The organism is Escherichia sp. GZ89 (genome assembly GCF_019366485.1).
GTDB lineage: Bacteria > Pseudomonadota > Gammaproteobacteria > Enterobacterales > Enterobacteriaceae > Escherichia > Escherichia fergusonii.
The window spans coordinates 543,116-563,633 of sequence record NZ_JAEOHX010000001.1 but is presented as its reverse complement, the minus strand read 5'-3'; the positions used below and the strand labels follow the sequence as shown (position 1 = coordinate 563,633).

The 20,518-nt window shown below is 47.1% G+C and carries 22 protein-coding genes; 10 read left to right on the top strand and 12 right to left on the bottom strand.

The window, feature by feature from the left end; all coding sequences use genetic code 11:
• Positions 1-42: 42 nt before the first annotated feature.
• The 3 genes from K0335_RS02785 to sad form a co-directional block, all read right to left on the bottom strand.
• Positions 43-399 (bottom strand): DUF4186 domain-containing protein, encoded by a 357-nt coding sequence (locus tag K0335_RS02785; protein WP_001083853.1) that lies wholly within the window; start codon positions 397-399, stop codon positions 43-45.
• Positions 399-1,325, bottom strand: coding sequence for a glutaminase B (gene glsB, locus K0335_RS02780; protein ID WP_046077585.1), 927 nt, complete (start codon positions 1,323-1,325; stop codon positions 399-401). Before glsB ends, K0335_RS02785 begins: the two co-directional genes overlap by 1 nt.
• Positions 1,326-1,400: 75 nt before the next feature.
• A complete protein-coding gene (gene sad / locus K0335_RS02775; protein WP_104919767.1) occupies positions 1,401-2,777 on the bottom strand; it encodes a succinate-semialdehyde dehydrogenase in 1,377 nt (458 codons plus the stop codon).
• Positions 2,778-2,874: 97 nt separating this feature from the next.
• Here sad and K0335_RS02770 point away from each other — a divergent pair, with 97 nt between their 5' ends.
• Positions 2,875-3,741 carry a LysR family transcriptional regulator gene (locus K0335_RS02770; RefSeq protein ID WP_000366525.1) on the top strand — a complete coding sequence of 289 codons (867 nt, stop codon included), beginning with the start codon at positions 2,875-2,877 and terminating at the stop codon, positions 3,739-3,741.
• Positions 3,742-3,832: 91 nt separating this feature from the next.
• The gene (locus K0335_RS02765) at positions 3,833-5,026 is read left to right on the top strand and encodes a sugar transporter (protein WP_000210833.1); all 1,194 of its coding nucleotides are present in this window, start codon (positions 3,833-3,835) and stop codon (positions 5,024-5,026) included.
• Between the two features lie 34 nt (positions 5,027-5,060).
• On the opposite strand, the gene K0335_RS02760 is transcribed toward K0335_RS02765, so the two are convergent.
• Complete coding sequence (locus K0335_RS02760) at positions 5,061-5,726, bottom strand: MarC family NAAT transporter (RefSeq protein ID WP_000968965.1); 666 nt, start codon at positions 5,724-5,726, stop codon at positions 5,061-5,063.
• 219 nt (positions 5,727-5,945) lie between these two features.
• Between K0335_RS02760 and marR the strand changes: the two genes are divergently transcribed.
• From marR to marB, 3 genes are read left to right on the top strand one after another with little or no spacing between them, the layout of a single operon-like run.
• Positions 5,946-6,380 (top strand): multiple antibiotic resistance transcriptional regulator MarR, encoded by a 435-nt coding sequence (marR, locus tag K0335_RS02755; RefSeq protein WP_000843269.1) that lies wholly within the window; start codon positions 5,946-5,948, stop codon positions 6,378-6,380.
• Between the two features lie 17 nt (positions 6,381-6,397).
• Positions 6,398-6,784, top strand: a complete 387-nt coding sequence (gene marA / locus K0335_RS02750; protein WP_000091189.1) for an MDR efflux pump AcrAB transcriptional activator MarA — start codon at positions 6,398-6,400, stop codon at positions 6,782-6,784.
• 7 nt (positions 6,785-6,791) lie between these two features.
• Positions 6,792-7,010, top strand: coding sequence for a multiple antibiotic resistance protein MarB (marB, locus tag K0335_RS02745; protein WP_104919766.1), 219 nt, complete (start codon positions 6,792-6,794; stop codon positions 7,008-7,010).
• A gap of 136 nt (positions 7,011-7,146) precedes the next feature.
• Here the strand turns inward: marB and eamA are convergent, their stop codons facing one another.
• Positions 7,147-8,040 (bottom strand): O-acetylserine/cysteine exporter, encoded by an 894-nt coding sequence (eamA, locus tag K0335_RS02740; RefSeq protein ID WP_104919765.1) that lies wholly within the window; start codon positions 8,038-8,040, stop codon positions 7,147-7,149.
• Between the two features lie 192 nt (positions 8,041-8,232).
• On the opposite strand from eamA, the gene ydeE reads away from it, so the two are divergent.
• Positions 8,233-9,420: an efflux MFS transporter YdeE gene (ydeE, locus tag K0335_RS02735; RefSeq protein ID WP_104919764.1), complete on the top strand. Its 1,188-nt coding sequence runs from the start codon at positions 8,233-8,235 to the stop codon at positions 9,418-9,420.
• 211 nt (positions 9,421-9,631) lie between these two features.
• Here the strand turns inward: ydeE and K0335_RS02730 are convergent, their stop codons facing one another.
• Together K0335_RS02730 and K0335_RS02725 are read right to left on the bottom strand one after the other, a co-directional pair.
• Positions 9,632-10,567: a diguanylate cyclase gene (locus tag K0335_RS02730; RefSeq protein ID WP_160194046.1), complete on the bottom strand. Its 936-nt coding sequence runs from the start codon at positions 10,565-10,567 to the stop codon at positions 9,632-9,634.
• Positions 10,568-10,735: 168 nt separating this feature from the next.
• Positions 10,736-11,128, bottom strand: a complete 393-nt coding sequence (locus K0335_RS02725) for a YdeI family stress tolerance OB fold protein (protein WP_104919762.1) — start codon at positions 11,126-11,128, stop codon at positions 10,736-10,738.
• A gap of 169 nt (positions 11,129-11,297) precedes the next feature.
• Here K0335_RS02725 and K0335_RS02720 point away from each other — a divergent pair, with 169 nt between their 5' ends.
• Positions 11,298-11,816, top strand: a complete 519-nt coding sequence (locus K0335_RS02720) for a 2-oxo-tetronate isomerase (RefSeq protein WP_104919761.1) — start codon at positions 11,298-11,300, stop codon at positions 11,814-11,816.
• A 43-nt stretch (positions 11,817-11,859) separates the two neighbouring features.
• On the opposite strand, the gene dcp is transcribed toward K0335_RS02720, so the two are convergent.
• Entirely contained in the window at positions 11,860-13,902 is a 2,043-nt protein-coding gene (gene dcp / locus K0335_RS02715) for a peptidyl-dipeptidase Dcp (RefSeq protein WP_001134002.1), read from the bottom strand.
• Between the two features lie 135 nt (positions 13,903-14,037).
• Between dcp and ydfG the strand changes: the two genes are divergently transcribed.
• From ydfG to ydfZ, 3 genes are all read left to right on the top strand, one after another.
• Entirely contained in the window at positions 14,038-14,784 is a 747-nt protein-coding gene (ydfG, locus tag K0335_RS02710; RefSeq protein WP_002431540.1) for a bifunctional NADP-dependent 3-hydroxy acid dehydrogenase/3-hydroxypropionate dehydrogenase YdfG, read from the top strand.
• An 86-nt stretch (positions 14,785-14,870) separates the two neighbouring features.
• Positions 14,871-15,557: a GntR family transcriptional regulator gene (locus K0335_RS02705; RefSeq protein ID WP_000215572.1), complete on the top strand. Its 687-nt coding sequence runs from the start codon at positions 14,871-14,873 to the stop codon at positions 15,555-15,557.
• 303 nt (positions 15,558-15,860) lie between these two features.
• Positions 15,861-16,064: a putative selenium delivery protein YdfZ gene (gene ydfZ / locus K0335_RS02700; RefSeq protein ID WP_002431541.1), complete on the top strand. Its 204-nt coding sequence runs from the start codon at positions 15,861-15,863 to the stop codon at positions 16,062-16,064.
• A gap of 88 nt (positions 16,065-16,152) precedes the next feature.
• On the opposite strand, the gene K0335_RS02695 is transcribed toward ydfZ, so the two are convergent.
• The 4 genes from K0335_RS02695 to K0335_RS02680 all read right to left on the bottom strand — a co-directional run bounded on the left by K0335_RS02695 (position 16,153) and on the right by K0335_RS02680 (position 20,477).
• A complete protein-coding gene (locus K0335_RS02695; RefSeq protein ID WP_104919760.1) occupies positions 16,153-17,619 on the bottom strand; it encodes a mannitol dehydrogenase family protein in 1,467 nt (488 codons plus the stop codon).
• 84 nt (positions 17,620-17,703) lie between these two features.
• A complete protein-coding gene (locus tag K0335_RS02690) occupies positions 17,704-18,981 on the bottom strand; it encodes a TRAP transporter large permease (RefSeq protein ID WP_104919759.1) in 1,278 nt (425 codons plus the stop codon).
• Positions 18,975-19,451: a TRAP transporter small permease gene (locus tag K0335_RS02685; RefSeq protein WP_046082342.1), complete on the bottom strand. Its 477-nt coding sequence runs from the start codon at positions 19,449-19,451 to the stop codon at positions 18,975-18,977. Before K0335_RS02685 ends, K0335_RS02690 begins: the two co-directional genes overlap by 7 nt.
• 48 nt (positions 19,452-19,499) lie before the next feature.
• Positions 19,500-20,477: a C4-dicarboxylate TRAP transporter substrate-binding protein gene (locus tag K0335_RS02680; protein ID WP_046080936.1), complete on the bottom strand. Its 978-nt coding sequence runs from the start codon at positions 20,475-20,477 to the stop codon at positions 19,500-19,502.
• Positions 20,478-20,518 lie beyond the last annotated feature (41 nt).

The following is a 20,518-nucleotide window of genomic DNA, read 5'->3' as shown; positions in this document are numbered from 1 at the left end:
TATTGGCGACACGTAATACACTTCAAAGTCAAGGTAAGATCATTAGCGATTCATCTGAATTACCAACCAGTGATGAATAACCGCAACAATGTATTGCTGCTGTGCTTCACTCAGCGGTTGCCCCTGAGGAATGTTATGCCATTTCTCCAGACAACCACGACAACAGGTCGCCGTCGCATGTTGCGCAATAAATACCGGATGACCACGCATGGGGGTCTGCTTACCATCATTTGCCGGTAGTGCCGGAGCCAGTCGTTTAGCAACAAAATCAGCAGCGTGTTGATCGATAACCGGCGCACCTTTCTGCCAACAGTATTGCCGCTCTTTCTCGCCAAGGCGAAAACGAGAACGAAATGTAGAGCGGGATAAACGTTTAAACAGTTGATCAAACGAATTCATCAGTACACCGAACGCCCCAGCCTTTGTGTTAACTGTTCAAGCGCAGCAATACCTGCCAGTGAATTACCCGCGTGATCAAGCTCCGGGCTCCAGACAGCAATTGCCATTTCATGGGGAATAATCGCCACAATTCCGCCGCCAACACCCGACTTAGCAGGCAAACCGACGCGCCAGGCAAACTCTCCGGCATTTTGATACATGCCACTGGTCGCCATCAGAGCATTAATTTGCCGCGCCTGCATTGGCGTGACTATCGGTTCATCAATATGAATAGCCTTACCCTGATTAGCCAGAAAAACAAAAGTGCGAGCAAGCTCCACACAACTCATTTTCAGTGCGCAGTAGTGAAAATAGTTTTGCAGAACAGTACCGACATCATGATGGAAATTGCCAAAGGATTTCATCAGCCAGGCAATAGCCGCATTACGCGCCGAGTGTTCAAATTCAGAACGCGCCACCACCCCGTCATAGGCGATATCCGCTACACCGCTAAGCCCGCGAACAACTTCCAGCATTCGCTGACGCGGCGCACTAAGACGACCTTGCAGCATATCGCATACAACCAGAGCCCCGGCATTGATAAAGGGGTTGCGTGGGATACCCTGCTCCATCTCCAGTTGTACCAGCGAGTTAAACGGCGAACCGGAGGGATCTTTACCCACTCGCTGCCAAATCTCCTCCTCACTGTAGTGCCGCATCGCCACTACCAGACTGAGCACCTTGGAGATCGACTGAATAGAGAAACGCTCTTCAGCATCCCCGGCCTGATAACATTGCCCATCAACAGTACAAATCGCCATTCCCAGACGGTTACCGTCAACTGTAGCTAACGCCGGAATGTAGTCGGCAACTTTCCCCTTACCAATAAGCGGACGCACCTGACGCAAAATAGACTCTAAAACGGAATTATCCATGGCAACTGCCACAACTTGCTCCTTGCCAGCAGGACTTAATGGCCCGCGATTATAACAGAGCTGAATATTCTGCGTCAGGAGCTTAACTCACAGACGATCTTTCCACACGGTCTGCACATTACAGAATTCATGCAGACCAAAATGAGAAAGTTCGCGACCATAGCCACTTTTCTTCACACCACCAAAGGCTACCCGGGCATCACTGGCGCTATAGCCATTGATAAACACCCCGCCACACTCCAGCCGGGCTGCCATTTTCGCGGCAAGAACTTCATCACTGGTAAAGACAGTGGCTGAAAGGCCAAAGTCGCTATCATTTGCCAGTTCAATAGCATGTTGCGCATTCTTCGCTACAGTTATGGCAGCTACCGGGCCAAACAGTTCTTCGCGAAACGCTGTCATTTCGGGGGTAACACCTGCCAGTACTGTCGGGCAATAGTAGTTGCCTTCTCCTGACAGCTTCTCCCCACCCAGCAATAATTGCGCCCCTTCGGCCAGAGAACGTTGAACCTGGTGATGAAGTTCATCACGCAGATCAAAACGCGCCATTGGGCCGAGATCATTCTCTTCATCCAGCGGATCGCCCATTTTGAGTGCTTTTACTGCAGCCACAAAACGCTCAGTAAATGCACTGGCGATGCCTTCTTCAACAATAAAGCGTTTCGCCGCTGCACAAACCTGTCCGGTATTCTGATAACGTCCGGCGACAGCAGCTTTAACCGCCAGATCAAGATCCGCATCATTAAGGACAATAAAGGGATCTGAACCGCCCAGCTCCAGAACGCATTTTTTCAGGGCTGCCCCTGCCTGAGCACCAATTGCTGCTCCGGCCCGAACGCTACCCGTGACAGTGACAGCGGCAATACGCGGATCATTAATCATCTGGCTGACGCCGTCGTTATCAGCATTCACCCAGCCATACACGCCAGCAGGAATTCCTGCATCAGCAAAAACCTGAGCAATAATACGTGCACAACCGGTCACATTCGGTGCATGTTTCAGTAAATAACCATTACCTGCCAGCAGGATTGGAACGGCACCTCGCAGCACCTGCCATAAGGGGAAGTTCCACGGCATAATGGCAAGGATGGTACCTATCGGACGATAAGCAATAATCGCCTGGTTGTTTTCCACCAGTGTAGATTCAGGTTCTAACATTGCCGGACCATGCTCAGCATACCAGTCACAAAGCGCTGCCGATTTTGCCACTTCTCCACGGGCCTGTTTGATTGGCTTGCCCATTTCCAGGGCGATCATTTGCGCCATCTCTTCACTGCGGCTACGAAGAGCAGCACCTGTATCGCGTAATTTTTTCGCCCGATAGCTGACAGTAGTTTGCTTCCATTCAGCGAAGCCTGCAGCAGCCTGGCTCAGTACGCGCTCAAGTTCATCTGCTGTTGCCCATGGCATGGTTGCGATTGTCTGGCCATTGGCCGGATTTACTGAAATTGCCTGTGTGCTCATTGTATTTCCCCCATGATGTATCGATTTATATTCGCTGCATTTACTCTTTCTGAAAAATGAATAATATTGACAACATTATTCTTAAATTGAGAACGCCATGGATCTTACCCAACTGGAGATGTTTAACGCGGTTGCAGAAACGGGCAGCATTACCCAGGCTGCGGCAAAGGTGCATCGTGTTCCGTCCAATCTCACTACTCGTATCCGCCAGCTGGAAGCTGATCTGGGCGTTGAGCTGTTTATTCGCGAGAATCAGCGGCTGCGACTCTCGCCTGCCGGACATAATTTTTTGCGCTACAGCCAACAAATTTTGGCACTGGTGGATGAGGCCAGAATGGTGGTTGCGGGCGATGAACCGCAAGGTCTGTTTTCATTAGGCGCTCTGGAAAGTACAGCTGCCGTACGTATCCCCGCAGTGCTGGCGCGGTTTAATCAGCGTTATCCGAAGATTCAGTTCTCACTATCAACCGGCCCTTCCGGCACCATGTTGGAAGGCGTGCTTGAAGGCAGACTGAATGCTGCTTTTGTTGATGGACCAATTACTCATCCGGGTCTTGAGGGTATTCCGGTGTATGAGGAAGAGATGATGATCGTGGCACCTCACGGACATGAACCGATACACCGTGCCAGCGAGGTGAATGGCTGCAATATTTACGCTTTTCGCGCTAACTGTTCTTATCGTCGCCATTTTGAAAGCTGGTTTCATGCTGATAACGCCATGCCCGGTACAATTCACGAAATGGAGTCGTATCACGGGATGTTAGCCTGTGCCATTGCAGGTGCGGGTATTGCGTTAATTCCTCGTACTATGCTGGAAAGTATGCCTGGGCATCATCAGGTAGAAGCCTGGCCATTGGCTGAAAACTGGCGCTGGCTAACCACATGGCTGGTCTGGCGTCGCGGCGCGAAGACACGACAGCTGGAGGCGTTTATCGCGTTACTGAATACTGAAAAGAGAGATTAATGCGATCTTCATCACAAATTTATTGTCTTTCGCCTTGCTATCGCTTTAAGATCGTCGCCTCACCTTTTCGCAACTAATCTTATACATTCTTATGACAACGAACACGGTTACCCGCAAGGTCGCGTGGCTACGGGTCGTTACGCTGGCAATAGCGGCTTTTATCTTTAATACCACTGAATTTGTGCCAGTCGGTTTGCTTTCGGATATCGCGGCAAGCTTCCATATGGAAACAGCACAAACAGGCATTATGTTGACGATTTACGCCTGGGTGGTTGCGTTAATGTCGCTGCCTTTTATGCTGCTCACCAGTCAGGTTGAACGACGAAAATTACTGATCTGTCTGTTCGTGTTGTTTATTGCCAGTCACATTTTGTCTTTTATGGCATGGAGTTTTACCGTACTGGTCATTAGCCGAATTGGTGTTGCTTTTGCACATGCCATTTTTTGGTCAATTACAGCATCACTGGCGATCCGTCTCGCTCCCGCCGGAAAACGCGCTCAGGCATTGAGCCTGTTAGCCACGGGTACAGCACTGGCGATGGTTCTTGGTCTGCCTGTGGGTCGTATTGTCGGGCAGTATTTCGGCTGGCGAACAACCTTCCTGGCAATTGGTGTTGGTGCCTTCCTTACGCTACTGTGCCTGATTAAGTTATTACCCTTGTTGCCCAGTGAGCATTCAGGTTCGCTGAAAAGCCTGCCCGTACTGTTTCGACGTCCGGCATTAATGAGCATTTATCTGCTGACGGTTGTGGTGGTAACAGCTCACTATACGGCTTACAGCTATATCGAACCGTTTGTGCAAAATATTGCCGGATTAAGCGCCAACTTTGCCACTGTACTGTTACTGATCCTGGGGGGCGCGGGAATTATCGGCAGCGTGATTTTCGGTAAACTCGGCAATAACCATGCCTCAGTGCTGGTGAGTGTCGCTATTGCATTGTTAATGGCGTGCCTGCTTCTGTTAATGCCTGCCTCAGTGAGTGAAACTCATCTGGCAATATTAAGTATCTTCTGGGGAATCGCCATCATGATGATTGGCCTTGGGATGCAGGTAAAAGTGCTGGCATTAGCGCCGGATGCTACTGATGTCGCCATGTCATTGTTTTCCGGTATTTTTAATATCGGTATTGGTGCAGGAGCGTTAGTAGGGAATCAGGTAAGCCTGCACTGGTCAATGGCCGATATTGGCTATGTCGGTGCGATCCCGGCGTTTTTAGCTTTGGTATGGTCAGTGATTATTTTTCGTCGCTGGCCGGTGGTGCTGGAAGAACAACCACAACACTGAGTTATAAAGCCGGATCGTACATCCGGCTTTATTCTTAATGATACGTTTTAATAATTTCCAGCACGCCATTGATAATAAACTGTACGCCCATACACACCAGCAGGAAGCCCATCAGGCGAGAAATCGCCTCGATTCCCCCTTTTCCAACCCAGCGCATAATTGCCCCGGAGCTACGCAGACATCCCCAAAGAATCAATGCAACAATGAAGAAAATAATCGGTGGCGCAACCAGAATCACCCAACTGGCGAAATCAGAACTTTGGCGTACTGTGGATGCCGAGCTGATAATCATTGCAATGGTGCCAGGCCCGGCAGTGCTTGGCATCGCCAGCGGAACAAAGGCGATATTCGCTGAAGATTCATCTTCCAGTTCCTCCGTTTTGCTTTTTGCCTCCGGCGTTTCAATCGCCTTCTGATGAGGAAACAACATACGGAAACCGATGAACGCGACAATGAGTCCCCCGGCAATACGTAAACCGGGAATCGAAATACCAAAGGTATTCATCACCAACTGTCCGGCGTAATACGCCACCATCATAATGGCAAAAACATATACCGAAGCCATTAGCGACTGGCGGTTACGTTCGGCACTGTTCATATTGCCTGCCAGTCCCAAAAACAGCGCCACGGTTGTCAATGGGTTTGCCAGCGGCAACAACACCACCAGCCCCAGACCAATCGCCTTAAACAAATCCATCATCGTCGTCATTCATCCTGTGGTATGTGATTTAGGGTGAGTATACGGGGAAAACATGTTTATGCGTAAAAGTCTGAGAGTACAGGTAGCAACCAACATTCACTAATGCGGCCCTTCTGAACCGATTTAGCAATTCGTGGCATCAGATAATTCATTCATTTGACTTATACTTGCCTGGGCAATATTATCTGCCGTGATTACTTACTTGCCAGGGCAACCATCGTGAAAAGCACCAACGACCTTTTTAATGAAATTATTCCACTTGGTCGCTTGATCTATATGGTGAACCAGAAAAAAGATCGTCTGTTAAACGACTACCTTTCACCTTTAGATATCACTGCCGCGCAACTGAAAGTGCTCTGCTCTATTCGGTGCGCAGCTTGTATTACCCCGGTTGAGTTGAAAAAAGTACTCTCTGTCGATCTCGGTGCCTTAACGCGGATGCTGGATCGCCTGGTCTGTAAAGGCTGGATCGAAAGATTACCAAATCCAAATGACAAACGCGGCGTTCTGGTGAAACTCACCACTGACGGCGCAGCTATTTGTGAGCAATGTCATCAATTAGTGGGGCAAGACCTGCATCAGGAATTAACAAAGAACTTAACGACAGATGAAGTGGCAACGCTTGAGTGTTTGCTCAAGAAAATACTGTCGTAATAATAAGAGGTATGACAATGTCCAGACGCAATAATGACGCTATCACCATTCATAGCATTTTGGACTGGATTGAAGATAACCTGGAATCCCCTCTGTCACTGGAAAAAGTGTCAGAACGTTCAGGTTACTCCAAATGGCACCTGCAACGGATGTTTAAAAAAGAAACTGGCCACTCTCTGGGCCAATATATCCGTAGCCGCAAAATGACGGAAATCGCGCAAAAACTAAAAGAAAGTAACGAGCCAATATTATATCTGGCAGAACGTTATGGTTTTGAGTCGCAGCAAACATTAACCCGTACATTTAAAAATTATTTTGATGTACCACCACATAAATATCGCATGACAAATATGCATGGGGAATCCCGTTATTTGCATCCGATAAATCACTGTCGCATGTCCTGAGGACACTATGAAATTCTATGCTGTAACAGGCACAACGCTGCTGTTGCTTTTTTCAGGCGCTGTTTTTGCGGAACATACGCAAATGCCTGAAACAAATGAGACCGGCGAGAAGGTAATTATCCCCTCCTCTATGGCGCAAACGCCCGCCGATTTAAATCATATGGGTGTCGGCAGTGACAAATCTGATGTGCTTGGTGTGCCTTATTTCAACGGGCAACGACTGTAATAACCAGCCCCTGTAAAAGGGGCTTGAAACACAGTGTCACTCTTGCAATCTATTGAATCAGGACGGATTAGGCTTTCATGCCGCTTCCGGCCTGAATAATGCATACTTGCCAATAATGTGCAGCCCCTTATTATCATCATGCCCGTACCGTTTTACGCAATCGCAAACCAAACACGTTGATATACAATCCCGCCATAATTAATAACGCGCCGAATAGCTGCATTAATGAGAGTGTTTCATCAAGCAGAATAACCGCACTGAGTAACCCTACCACCGGCACCAGCAAAGATAAGGGAGCCACGCGCCATGTTTCATAGCGTCCAAGCAGTGTTCCCCATATACCATAACCTACAATTGTGGCGACAAAAGCGAGATAAATAAGGGACAACACCGTGGTTATATCAATGGTTACCAGGCTATGGAGCATCTGTGCTGAACCATCGAAAACTACCGAGGCCACCATAAATGGCACAATGGGAATTAGCGCACTCCATACTACCAACGACATCACCGCCGGGCGTGAAGAATGCGACATAATCTTCTTGTTAAAGATATTGCCACATGCCCAGCAGAACGCGGCTGCGAGTGTCAGCATAAAACCGAGAATGGCAACCTCCTGACCATTAAGGCTACCTTCTATCAGCACGAATACCCCCAATACTGCCAGCGCGATCCCGGCGACCTGCTTACTCTGCAACCGTTCGCCAAAAGTAAAAGCCCCCAGCACAATAGTAAAAAAAGCTTGCGCCTGGAGCACCAGCGACGCCAGTCCGGCAGGCATACCGAACTTTAGCGCACAAAAAAGAAAAGCAAACTGACCAAAACTAATCGTCAGGCCATACCCAAGCAGTAAACTGAGTGGAACTTTTGGACGAGCAACGAAAAAGATTGCCGGGAACGCCACCAGCATAAAACGTAAGCCTGCCAGCATAAGTGGCGGCATGTTGTGTAATCCTACTTTGATCACAACGAAATTAAGCCCCCATACGACAACAACCAGTAATGCCAATAAGCCATCTTTACGTGACATAAACGCCCCGGGAATTATTAAATTTTTGTAAAGAAACTAAGTTAGCGGAAATTATCATCCATGGAAAGTGCATAAATTCTCACCCGGCGATCAGAATCTCTTGCTGGCGTTACGCTATACAGCACCCGTTTCTCATGCTATTTCTTTACATAACTCAATAAAACATAACGAAACGCGACATCGGACTACCTGATGAATCTTACCCTGAGACGTTCTACCGCAGCTTTACTGGCCTCTTCATTACTTTTAACCATTGGTCGCGGAGCTACACTGCCGTTTATGACGATTTATCTGAGTCGGCAATATGCCCTCAGCGTCGATTCGATCGGTTACGCAATGACCTTCGCCCTGACCATTGGTGTTATCTTTAGTCTCGGTTTTGGCATCCTGGCAGATAAGTTCGATAAAAAACGCTATATGCTGCTGGCGATTCTGGCTTTTGCATCAGGTTTCATCGTCATCCCACTGGTAAATTCAGTCAGTTTAGTCGTTCTGCTATTCGCGTTGATCAATTGCGCCTACTCTGTCTTTGCCACAGTGTTAAAAGCGTGGTTTGCCGAGAATCTCTCGTCCACCAGCAAAACAAAAATGTTCTCGCTCAATTACACCATGTTGAATATCGGCTGGACGGTCGGCCCTCCGCTTGGCACATTACTGGTGATGCAAAGTATTAATCTGCCCTTTTGGCTGGCTGCGGTCTGCTCTGCTTTTCCACTGCTATTTATACAACTCTGGGTTCAGCGGGCTAGCGCAAATGTCGATACTTCCCGCAGTGAGATCTGGTCTCCCGCCATTTTATTACAGGATAAAGCCCTGCTCTGGTTTACCTTGTCTGCATTCCTGGCTTCATTTGTCTGCGGTGCTTTTGCATCCTGTTTATCGCAGTATGTGATGGTGGTAGCCGATAACGACTTTGCTGAGCTGGTGATTGCCGTAGTACTACCTGTGAACGCTGCGATGGTGGTCACACTGCAATACTCCATTGGTCGGCGTTTATCTGCAGAGAATATTCGTCCGTTAATGACGCTGGGCACGGTCTGTTTTGTTATCGGTCTGGTCGGGTTTATGTTTTCCGGCAACAACCTTTTGTTCTGGGGAATATCTGCGGCGGTGTTTACCATTGGTGAAATTATTTACGCCCCTGGTGAATATATGCTGATCGACCATATTGCGCCTAATGGCATGAAAGCCAGTTATTTTTCAGCACAATCGCTGGGGTGGTTGGGGGCAGCATTTAATCCGTTGGTCAGCGGAATGATCCTGACTTCTCTGCCTGCATGGTCACTGTTTTTGGTGTTAATGGTGGCTATCGTCTTCGCGTGGGCATTGATGCTGAAAGGTATGCGGGTAAAACCGAGGGCACTGCCGGTGGTTTGCTGAAAGGTTTGCTGGCGAAAGCAGTCCTGGATGAGAGATAAAAAAAACCGCTGGAGTGACCAGCGGAAAATGCTTGCATGGATATACTCGACATAATTCAAGTTGCATTTGCATCAACTCGACCTATGGAGAGTCGCGATATGTGTTTTGCTTTTTACGCTACCAGGCATTTTGTACCCGATAACGACTCATTAAGAATTTTACTGCTTTTAAGCTAAATGACAGTTAAACAAGGGTTATCCAGTTCTGTTGCTGCGGCAGCTACGTGCCTGATCTGCTCATTTTCATCCATAAACATACAGCGATTACGTCCGGTCAGCTTTCCCTGATACATAGCACGGTCTGCCCGCCCCATGACGACGTCAAGTGTTTCACCTGGTTTTGCCCGGCTAATTCCTGCCGTTGCAGTAATGTGAAGTTCACCTTGCGGATACGCTATCTGATTACCTGCAATCAATTCACAAATACGCAGCCCCGCCATACAGGCGTCTACATCTGTAGACGCCTTGATCATAATTACGAACTCCTCGCCACCATAGCGATAGACTGATTCATTGTGCCGCATCCAGGTGGCGAGATTTTCTGCAAGAGTTCGTAAAACCACATCACCAATTAAATGCCCCAGAGTATCGTTAACACTCTTAAAGCGATCGATATCCAGCAATAGCAAATAAAACTTGTCTGGTTCGGCGTTGAGTAACTGGCGATCGAAGGATTCATCAAGTACTCGTCGACCTGGTAAACCAGTAAGGATATCCATATTACTGCGGATATTCAGAAGATATATTTTGTAGTCCATGACCGCCGAAGTAAAAGACAGCAAGGTATTTTGAAAGCGGTCAAAATCGGTTGACTGCCAACGTTTTTCGGCAATAGAGGTCAATAATTCACGTCCCTGCAGGTGCATTTCCTCATGTGCCAGGCTTATCAAACGTACATATTCTATTTCTTCCTCTGTCATCACCAGATGTGCGTTCAGCCATTGTCCAAAACGACAGAGAAAATGGGAATGAGCATCAGAGAGTTCCGGGTGCGAAATGTCCTTTGCGACAACACAGCGAAACATTTTCACCAGCCACTGATAATGCGCATCGATAGACTTATTGAGATCTAACAGGATTGCATCAATTTGAGCCGTTTTCTTAATCATCGCCATTCCTTCTTCATCATGTCCTGTCAAAGATTTTAGCGAGATAAAAGAAAACTTATGTCAATTTAGGCATAGTTAAGATATTTAATAAACTGAGCAAATTAACTCATTGAAATATGCATGGGGTATTACCGGATAGCGTTAACCATCCGGTAATTGGCTGGTGTTTTATTTTTGTAGATGATGAACGCGGACGACCGGTGGACTCGATTTCTTGTCCAGACTACCGCTGATATTAATCATCTGATCTGGCTGAACTTCTCGTCCATCGAAAACAGTTGCCGGAATAATCACATTTATTTCTCCTGATTTATCGCGAAAGAGATAGTTATCTTCCCCTTTTTGAGAAATCAGATTACCGCGTAATGAAACCGTCGCACCATCATGCATAGATTTTGCATAATCAACAGTCATTTTTTTTGCATCATCAGTACCACGATAACCATCTTCAATCGCGTGTGGGGGCGGCGGCGCTGCGTCCTGTTTTAAACCACCTTCATCAGCAGCAAACGCATAGGGCATAACCAGAAAGCTTATAACTGCTAAGGCCTTAAATTTCATTATTTCCCCCTGGATATTTTACTAAGTGTGATTAAGCCTGGTTGGTACTCATCATTTTTACAACCATGACGGGCGCTATTTCGGAACAATCAGCAAACTCAATCCCCTTTGCGACATGTCATACTGAATAAGGCACTAATATCCATCTGGACCGTTGCGGAAAAGAAAAATGAAATTAAAGCCTGAAAATATTGTTCTGCTTAATCAACAACATTCCACTGCTTATTTGACCGCCACGTTGGGCGAATATTTGATTCGTCATAATTTGCGCCTGACCACGGCGGAATCATGTACTGGAGGGAAACTGGCCTCAGCACTTTGCGCTGCCAACGACACGCCGAAATTTTATGGCGTGGGATTTGTCACCTTTACCGATAAGGCAAAAGCTAAAATTCTCGGCGTGAGTGAACATAGTCTGGCTGAGTTTACGGCGGTAAGTGAAACCGTTGTCCGGCAAATGGCAGCAGGTGCCAGAGAGCGGGCCGGGACAGATATCAGCATTGCGATAACCGGATATGGTGGCCCTGAAGGCGGTGACGACGGTACGCCAGCTGGTACCGTCTGGTTTGGCTGGAATATTTCCGGTCAGCCTTTTACCGCCGTACAGCAATTCTCCGGGGATTGCGAACAAGTACTGGCGCAATCTGTTCGCTTCGCCCTTGCACAATTGCTGCTTTTACTCCCCTGACAGGATGAAAAAAACGGGCCGTAATGTCAGGCCCGTACTCGTCTTAACTCAGTCCGCGATTTTTTAGCATCGCTTCAATACGCGGTGCATGACCGCGCCACCGGGTATACAGTTGCTCCAGATCAGAACTGTTTCCGCGAGACAAAATATCTTCCCGGAAACGCTGACCATTTTCACGGCTCAAGCCACCTTGTTCAACAAACCACTGATAGCCATCATCCGCCAGCATTTGCGTCCACAAATAGGCGTAGTATCCCGCTGCATAACCGCCACCAAAAATATGAGCAAAGTAACTGCTGCGATAACGTGGTGGCACAGCCTGCAAATCCATACCTTCCGCTACAAGCGCTTGTTTTTCAAAAATATCAACGTGTTGTCTGGCTTCTTCTGATTCAAGACAGTGCCAACGCATATCCAGCAAAGCCGCACTCAATAGCTCGCTCATCTCATAGCCCTTATTGAACAAACTGGCATTGAGCATCTTGTCGCGTAATGTTTCAGGCATGGCTTCCCCTGACAGATAATGACGCGCATAGCGGGCAAAGACCTGCGGATGGGTAGCCCAGTGTTCATTTATCTGCGACGGGAATTCTACAAAGTCACGGGGTGTATTTGTGCCGGAAAGCGTGGCGTATCGCTGACTGGCGAACAAACCATGCAATGTGTGCCCAAATTCATGGAACAATGTAATGACATCATCCCAGAGTAGTAATGCGGTTTCTCCTTCCGCAGGTTTCTGGAAGTTACAGACGTTGTAAATGACTGGCCGGGTTTCATTAAGTGTAGATTGTTCGACAAAATTGCCCATCCATGCGCCACCACTTTTTGAGTCTCGGGCAAAAAAATCACCGTAGAACAATGCCATGCCGACACCATCATGGTCGAATATTTCCCATACCCGGACATCCGGGTGATACACCGGGATATCATAGCGCTCGACAAAACGCACACCAAATAGCTGGGTTGCCGTCCAGAAAACCCCCTCTTTCAATACGTTATCAAGCGCGAAGTAAGGTTTAAGCTGAGATTCATCAATAGCATATTTTTCGCGACGAACCTGTTCAGCATAAAAAGCCCAGTCCCACGCTTCAGCGGTAAATCCCCCCTGCTCCTCATCGATCACCTGCTGAATATCCGCACATTCCGTCAGTGCGCGTTCACGTGCAGCCGGAACGATTTCACGCATAAAATTTAGCGCTGCTTCAGGCGTTTTAGCCATTTGGTCGGAAATCTTCCATGCTGCGTAATGTTCAAATCCCAGCAACTGCGCCTGACGGGCACGAATTTCAACCAGACGCTGAATAAGGGCTCTTGTATCATTCGCATCGTTTTTCTCTGCCCGTGACCATCCTGCGGCAAATAAATTTTTCCGGGTCTGACGATCCTGTAAAGAAGCAAGTAGCGGTTGTTGAGTGGTATTGATCAACGGGATCAACCAGCGATCATGCAACCCTTTTTCATGGGCGGCATCTGCACAAATGGTGATTTCCTGTGGGCTTAATCCCGCCAGTTGCTCAATATCATCAACGATTAGCCCGCCCGACTTACTGGCAGCCAACAAGCGTTGATTAAACTGGCTGGTAAGTGTAGCGGCTTCTGTATTCAGTCGTTTCAGTTGTTCTTTGTCGCTTTCATTGAGTCTTGCACCTGCGAGCACAAAACGCTGGTGGATTACATCCAACAAACGTAGTGACTCGGCATCCAGCTCCAAATCTGCCCGTCCCTGCCAGACTTCATCAACACGCGCAAACAATGCGCTATTGAGATAAATTTCATTCGCCAGCTGAGCCAGTTCCGCAGAAAACTCTTCATCCAGCCGTTGCAGCTCATCGTTAGTGTGTGCTGACGTCATGGCAAAGAATACGCTGGTAACACGGTTTAATAATTCCCCGCTTTGTTCCAGGGCGAGGATCGTATTGGTAAAATCGGGGGCGGTATTAACTTGCAATATTGCCGCAATTTCTGCCCTTTTCTGTCGCATTCCTTCGTCAAATGCAGGGCGGTAATGGCTATCTTTAATCAGGTCAAAATGCGGGGCCTGGTACGGTAAAACGCTTTTGCTCAAAAATGGATTCGTGTTCGGCATATCTTGCTCCAGTTCAGCTCTTCCCCTTAGGTTAAGCATTGGCGGTTACAGGCGCAATGTTGTAATCCTTATTACCCGCCCTCAGTTAACGCGTGCTATGTTATTAGCTTCCGAAAAGTGCTGAGGAACAGTGAAATGATCGTTTTAGTTACCGGGGCTACTGCAGGTTTTGGGGAAAGCATCACGCGTCGTTTTATCCAGAACGGCCATAAAGTTATAGCGACCGGGCGTCGCCAGGAGCGACTTCAGGAGTTGAAAGATGAATTAGGCGCAAACTTATTCATCGCCCAGCTCGATGTACGTAATCGGGCAGCCATTGAAGAGATGCTTGAATCGTTACCGCCTGAGTTTCGCGACATTGATATTTTAGTGAATAACGCCGGTCTGGCACTGGGGCTGGAACCTGCCCATAAAGCCAATGTTGAAGACTGGGAAACGATGATCGATACCAACAATAAAGGGCTGATTTATATGACTCGCGCTGTACTGCCAGGCATGGTTGAGCGCAATCGGGGGCATATTATTAATATCGGTTCCACGGCAGGTAGCTGGCCCTATGCTGGTGGCAACGTCTATGGCGCCACAAAAGCGTTTGTCCGTCAGTTCAGTCTGAATTTACGTACAGATTTACATGGTACAGCGGTACGTGTAACAGATATTGAACCCGGTTTAGTCGGCGGCACTGAATTTTCTAACGTCCGCTTTAAAGGCGACGATGATAAAGCCGGTAAAACTTACGAAAATACCGTTGCGCTGACGCCAGAAGATATAACTGAAGCGGTCTGGTGGGTTTCAACTCTACCCGCGCATGTCAATGTGAATACCCTTGAAATTATGCCCGTTACCCAAACTTATGCGGGTCTAAACATTCATCGCCAGTAATTTTATACCCGGCTTAATCGCCGGGTTATAGCTTAAGGCAAAAAAGTGGTAAACTTGTAAGGTTTACTCACTGAAAAGCCAGAACAATGACCGTCGAAACACAACTCAATCCCACACAACCTGTTAATCAACAGATTTATCGTATTCTTCGTCGCGACATTGTGCATTGCCTGATTCCGCCAGGTACTCCGCTGTCAGAAAAAGAGGTTTCTGTACGTTTTAATGTTTCGCGCCAACCAGTGCGAGAAGCATTTATTAAACTGGCTGAAAACGGCCTTATTCAGATACGTCCGCAACGTGGAAGTTACGTAACTAAAATTTCACTTTCACAGGTACTAAACGGCTGTTTTGTACGGCAGGCCATTGAATGTGCTGTTGCGCGCCGCGCCGCTTCGATGATTACCGAAGGCCAGTGTTATCAACTGGAACAAAACCTGCAGCTACAACGTATTGCCATTGAGCGTAAACAACTAAACGACTTTTTCGATTTGGATGATGATTTTCATCAGAAGCTGGCAACCATTGCCAATTGTCAGTTAGCCTGGGATACCGTAGAGAATATTAAAGCCACCATAGACCGGGTGCGTTATATGAGTCTCGATCACGTATCTCCCCCTGATATGCTGTTGCGCCAGCATCTGGATATTTTTACAGCTCTGCAAAACCGCGATGGTGATGCAGTCGAAAAAGCAATGACGATCCACTTGCAAGAAATTGGCGAATCCGTTCGTTTAATTCGCCAGGAGAACAGTGACTGGTTTAGTGAAGATTAATATCCTCCTGAATACATGCCGGATACAGGTGATTATCCGGCATGTTACAAAATTTTATAATTGCTTTACCTCCGACAATAATCATTATTCTTTTTAGCGCTATTCCCCCTTGAAAATGTCAACTGATGCCATCAGATAATCCTTACCGCGATTATGGTAATAAATACCCTTCCTTCCATGCATATATTCATCAAAAAAGATGTGAATTTGATCAAAAACAAAAAAATTAAATGTAAAGAAGCGTATTTATATGGCGCCCGTTACGTGGGCTTCGACTGTAATTCAGAAAGGAGAAAAACACCTATGACGACCTACGATCGTAACCGTAACGCAATTACCATCGGCAGCCGCGTAATGGTTAGCGGAACTGGCCATACTGGTAAAATCTTGTCCATTGACACTGAAGGTCTGACCGCTGAAGAAATCCGCCGTGGCAAAACCGCAGTAGTTGAGGGATGCGAAGAAAAACTGTCCCCTATGGATCTGATCCGCCTTGGCATGAACTAATGGCGTGATTTCAGCTTTTTATCCGGCCTACAAACTCTTTTATTTCAATCAATTTTCACGAGTTTGCAGGCCTGATATGTCGTTCAAATTACTTTAGTTTTGCCGCGTATTTTGCCACCGCGACCTTTGCACCTTCTGCCAGAAGCAATTGATATGCCGCGCTAACTTTAGCAGTGAAAGCTGTTACTTTTGGTAATTCCGCACCAAAGATCGCTTCTATCGCAAACAAGGCCTTAACGCGTTCTTCACCTTCTTTACTGCCAGCCACCGCTTTCTGCAGCAACGGTAATAGCGGATCACTCACTTCAATCGCATTTCCCTGCTCGTCCACACCGCCGACATAGCGCATCCATGCTGCAACACCTAACGCCAGTAAATCAAATTCACTATTATGGGCAAGATGCCAGCGTACTGAATCCAGCATTCTCTGCGGCAGCTTCTGGCTGCCATCCATGGCAATCTGCCATGTCCGATGGCGTAATGCCGGATTGCTGTAACGCGCAATTAAGGAATCCGCGTACTTACCTAAATCAACACCCTGTACTTTTAACGTCGGCGCTTGCTCATGGAGCATAAGTGAATGTGCCGCCAGGCGGTAATTCTCATCAGCCATACAATCGTTAATATGCTGATAACCTGCCAGATACCCAAGATACGCCAGGAAAGAGTGGCTACCGTTTAGCATACGCAGTTTCATTTCTTCATAAGGAAGAACATTGGATACCAGTTCTGCCCCTGCTTTTTCCCATCCAGGACGCCCGGCAACAAAATTATCTTCGATCACCCACTGGCGGAAAGGTTCGCAGGCAACAGCAGCCGGATCACTGACCCCCGTTAACTGCGTTATTTTGTCCAGACTCTCGTGAGTAACTGCCGGAACAATACGGTCAACCATGGTCGATGGGAAAGTGACATGTTGCTCAATCCATCTGGCAAGCTCACTGTTCAATGCTCTGGCATAAGTGAGGATAACATTGCGCATCACATGACCATTTTCTGGCATATTGTCACAGGACATCACCGTAAAAGCAGACAGCCCTGCAGATTTACGGCGTGCCAGTGCTTCGACCACAATGCCTGGCGCCGTTTTCGGTTGTGTCGGGTTATGCAGATCTGCCACGATCATCGGGTGATCCAGCATTAATTCCCCTGTTGCCGGGGAATGACAATAACCTTTCTCGGTAATGGTCAGGGACACAATCGCTACTTGTGGTTCACACATCACGGCCAGCACACTTTCCAGGCCATCTACCTGCGCATGAAGTGCGTTTTTAACAACGCCAACAACCCGTGCAGTCCAGTTGTCAGCAGACATTTCAGCCACGGTATACAGGTTATCCTGTTGTTTAAGATCTGCTATCTGCTGCTCACCACCGATCAGGTTGACTTCATGAAATCCCCAGTCACTACCGTGTTCACTCGCCAGAATATCGGTATATACGGCCTGATGCGCCCGGTGAAAAGCGCCAAATCCTAAATGAACAATCCGTGGAACCAGCTTTGCGCGGTCATAACCGGGAAGTGTAGCCCTGGCGTTTAATAGTCTGTTTTCCATAAGAAGACCTGTTAATTCCAATCATAGTGTGAATAAAAAACCGCTACTTATCCGCAAGGAATAACGTAGCAGTGAGTTCTGGACTTACATCAATAGCGAAGGTAAGAACAACGCTATCTGCGGAAATATCACCAACAGAATGATGAAAGATAAAAATGCGATTAAATACGGGATGGACGCTCGGACAAACGCGACAGAGCTGCAATTTAAAATGCCACACACGGTGTACATACATATGCCAACCGGTGGGGTATTGGCACCCAGCAGAGTCAGTACCACAAAAATCATGCCGAAATGGATAGGATCAAATCCAGCCTCAATGGCAATAGGGAGCAAAATGGGCGTTAATAGCAGAATAATCACACTGCCATCAAATAACATTCCTGCAACCGCTATTAGCGCAAGGAGCAAAAACAGGATGCCATATTTATTCTCTGTAAAAGCAAGGATCGTTTCTGCAAGTTGTTGCGGGATCTGGTCCAGAATGGTGATATGGCCGAGAATGGCTGCCGACATAATTAACAGCATTACAACGCCGACATCATTAATGGTTTCTTTCAGGACTTCCCACAACACTGCGTTATCCAGTGCCTTATAGATGTAGCGACCAATAATAAACGAGTACAAGACAATAAACGCGCCAGCTTCTGTAGTAGTGAAAATCCCCAGGCGAATTACGACAATCAATACCACCGGAAACATCAGTGCCCAAAAACTCTCTTTAAAACTACGCCACACTTCCTGGCGACCAGGCAACGAAGCCGTCTCTGGCTTGATATTCATTTTTCGCGCCAGAAGATAATTCGTCAGCATCAGTATTGCTGTTAACAGTAGCCCAGGAAAAATACCCGCCATAAACAATTTGCCGATGGAGACGTTGCCTACAAAACCATACAGGATCATCAAAATACTGGGCGGGATAGTGGCAGTAATTAGCGAACTAAAGGCGATGACTACAGCACTAAATGCTTTCGGATAACCCCTGGCTACCATGGGTAAACCAAGTACCCTCGCCTGCATCGCGGCGTCTGCCGTTGCTGACCCCGAAACGCCCCCCAACAGACACGCCAGTAATACGTTGATTTGTGCCAGTCCACCAATCATCCAGCCAGATATCACACGAGCAAAATCAAGCAAACGTCCGGTTACCCCCGATTTATTGAGTAAGTTGCCGACTAATAAAAAGAGTGGCGTTGCCAGAATGGGAAATGATTGTGTTGGTGCAGAAAATTTTTGAAAGGCTATACCGATGGGTAAAAAATCGGCGGTAAAAAAATAACTCAGGCTGGAGATAGCAATAACCATTCCTACAGGCATACCTATACAAAGTAATACCACAAATATAATGACGGCTATTAACATGTTTCCTCCTGAACGACAGCAGTTTTCTCCCGACATCCCTGCAAGATAAATGACAGTGACGTCACCACCATTAACAAACACCCCGTTGGCACAGCACTGTTCAGCCAGGCAAGTGATATTTCAGTAACGGGCAGAACCTGGTTGTGTGTCGTCCAGGTGAAGTTAAAACCGTACCAGACGCCACAAAAGAGAAATCCGAGAATACATATTTCATTAAACCAAAGGCACAATCGCTGTAAGTGTGGGGGGAATAAATTTGTAAGTGCATCGATGCCAATATGCCTGCGAGTCTGAAAAGCATAATCAATGGCAAACATACTAACCCAGGCAAAAAGTACCATCGCTATCTCCAGCGACCAGATTACCGGATGACCGATACTACGACTAATGCCCCCAAGCAAAATAATTAAAACAATAGCAATTAAACCAAGACGAGCAAGGACAAGTTCGGTCTTGCGGAAATATTTCATTCAAGCACCCCAAACAAAGAAGCAGAGCCGAAACTCTGCTTATATTATTTAATTAATTATTGAATTAACTTGTTTGTATGCTTCGCTTAAGCCAAGCTTTTCAGGTACATAACGGCATCCATCAATGAAAGGTTGAGTATCAACCTCGGAAATCGTCATCCCTTTTTTCGCCATTTCATCTAACATTTTATCGCCAGCCTGAATGGTATTTTCAGAGGCAATATCACCATTTTTCTGTGCTTCTTCACGCAAAATGGTTTGTTGTTCCGCTGTCAGGCTGGAGAGCCATTTCTGTGAAACAATAATTCCGGTCATTAAATGAATATGGTTGGTTTTTGTTATGTGCTTAGTAATTTCATATAACTTTGAACCGTAAACCGCAGTCGGCTGAGCCTCAGCGGCATCCACGACCCCGGTCTGAATTGAAGAATAGATTTCAGACCAGGAAAGTGGTGTTGGAGAGCCTCCCATACATTTTATGGTTTCAATAGTTACCGGCGCTTCCAAAGCGCGAACGCGCACACCGTTAAGATCTGACGGTTTGCTGACAGGTTTTTGCGTAACCAGCATCCGCGCCCCTTGATACCAGTTAAATGAAAGTGGCGTCAGCCCGGACTTGCTGGACATTCGCTCGCTCCATTGTGAAAACACCGGGCTGCTGATAAATTTTTTCAGCGTCGTGTAGTCTTTGAAGACAAACGGTGCGGGAATAATGGCAAACTCTGGCACAAACTGTGCCAGACGAGCGCCGTCAACCACCACCCCGACATTGCTTCCTGCCTGCGCGTGCTGTAAGAGTTCGTTATCTGCGCCTAGCTGACCGCTGGAAAAGAGCTTAATTTTGACTTCGCCATTGGTACGGCTTTCAACGCCTTTTTTGAAACTTTGTAAGCCTTTATAAATAGGATCATCCGGCGAAAGCGAGGTGCTGACATTTAAAGACTCAGCAGCAAAACTTGCGCCAACCATCAATAAAGGTAAAAGACAAGCCAGTTTACTAAGCGCTGATATTTTATTTATCTTCATACTAAATTCCTTTTACAACGTGTTAGACACGAATTATTCAG